Annotated in this window: 2 protein-coding genes; both read left to right on the plus strand. The window is 68.8% G+C overall.

The features are described from left to right. The first annotated feature begins 83 nt into the window (after positions 1-83). Positions 84-416: a zinc ribbon domain-containing protein gene (locus OXS27_RS32330; protein WP_267361750.1), complete on the plus strand. Its 333-nt coding sequence runs from the start codon at positions 84-86 to the stop codon at positions 414-416. Positions 417-496: 80 nt separating this feature from the next. After that, the coding region (locus tag OXS27_RS32335) for an aldo/keto reductase (protein ID WP_267361749.1) at positions 497-901 on the plus strand (405 nt) is incomplete at its 3' end.

A 901-nucleotide genomic window follows, 5' to 3' on the forward strand; every position in this document is an offset into this window, starting at 1 on the left:
GTAACCGACTGATCCAGGTGAGCGGTCGTTCCCTCGGCCGCTCTACTGCCCATTCCCCACCGCCCTCGCACATCGAGAATGTCATGCCAATCTACGACTACGCGTGCGAAGCGTGTGGGCCGTTCACGGCGATGCGGCCGATGGCGGAGTTCCGTGATCCATGCGCCTGTCCGGAATGCCGGGTCGGGGCGTTGCGGACGTTCCTCAGCGCGCCCGCCATCGCTCGCATGGACCCGGCCCGGCGCAGCGCCCTCGCCTCGAACGAGCGTGATGCGAGCAGCCGAGGCCCCACGAAGGCGGCCCATCCCGCCGGCTGCGGCTGTTGCATGCGCCGCTCGCCGGTCCTGAGCGCACTGTCCTCGAATGGCGGCCGCGTTTTCTCCTCGAGCGGACCGCTGCCTCGGAGCGTGCGGTGAGCGTCGTCCCTCATCCGTCTGCGCAACACGCGCCTTCGTCTCCGGGACCGGGGGGGTTAGAGCGACGCCCGTTCGGTCCCGTGCCACGCGAGGTTGCGGTGATCGGCCAGGGAACTTGGTACATCGACGACGCGCATCGGCCCACCGCTGTCGCTGCCCTGCGTCGCGGCCTAGATCTCGGCATGACCCACCTCGACACTGCCGAGATGTACGGCGACGCCGAGACCGTGGTCGGCGAGGCGATCGACGGGCGGCGCGACGAGGTCTTCCTCGTCTCTAAGGTCATCCCCAGCAACGCCTCGCGTGCGGGGACCGTGGCCGCTTGCGAGCGCTCGCTCGCGCGCCTGCGCACCGACCGGCTGGACTGCTACCTCCTGCATTGGCCCGGCTCGAACCCGCTCAAGGATACCTTCGCCAGCTTCGAGCGGCTTCGCGAACAGGGCAAGATCCTGTCTTGGGGGGTGAGCAACTTCGACGTGCCCGAC

The sequence above is a fragment of the Methylobacterium sp. GC_Met_3 genome, assembly GCF_026540775.1.
Taxonomy (GTDB): domain Bacteria; phylum Pseudomonadota; class Alphaproteobacteria; order Rhizobiales; family Beijerinckiaceae; genus Methylobacterium.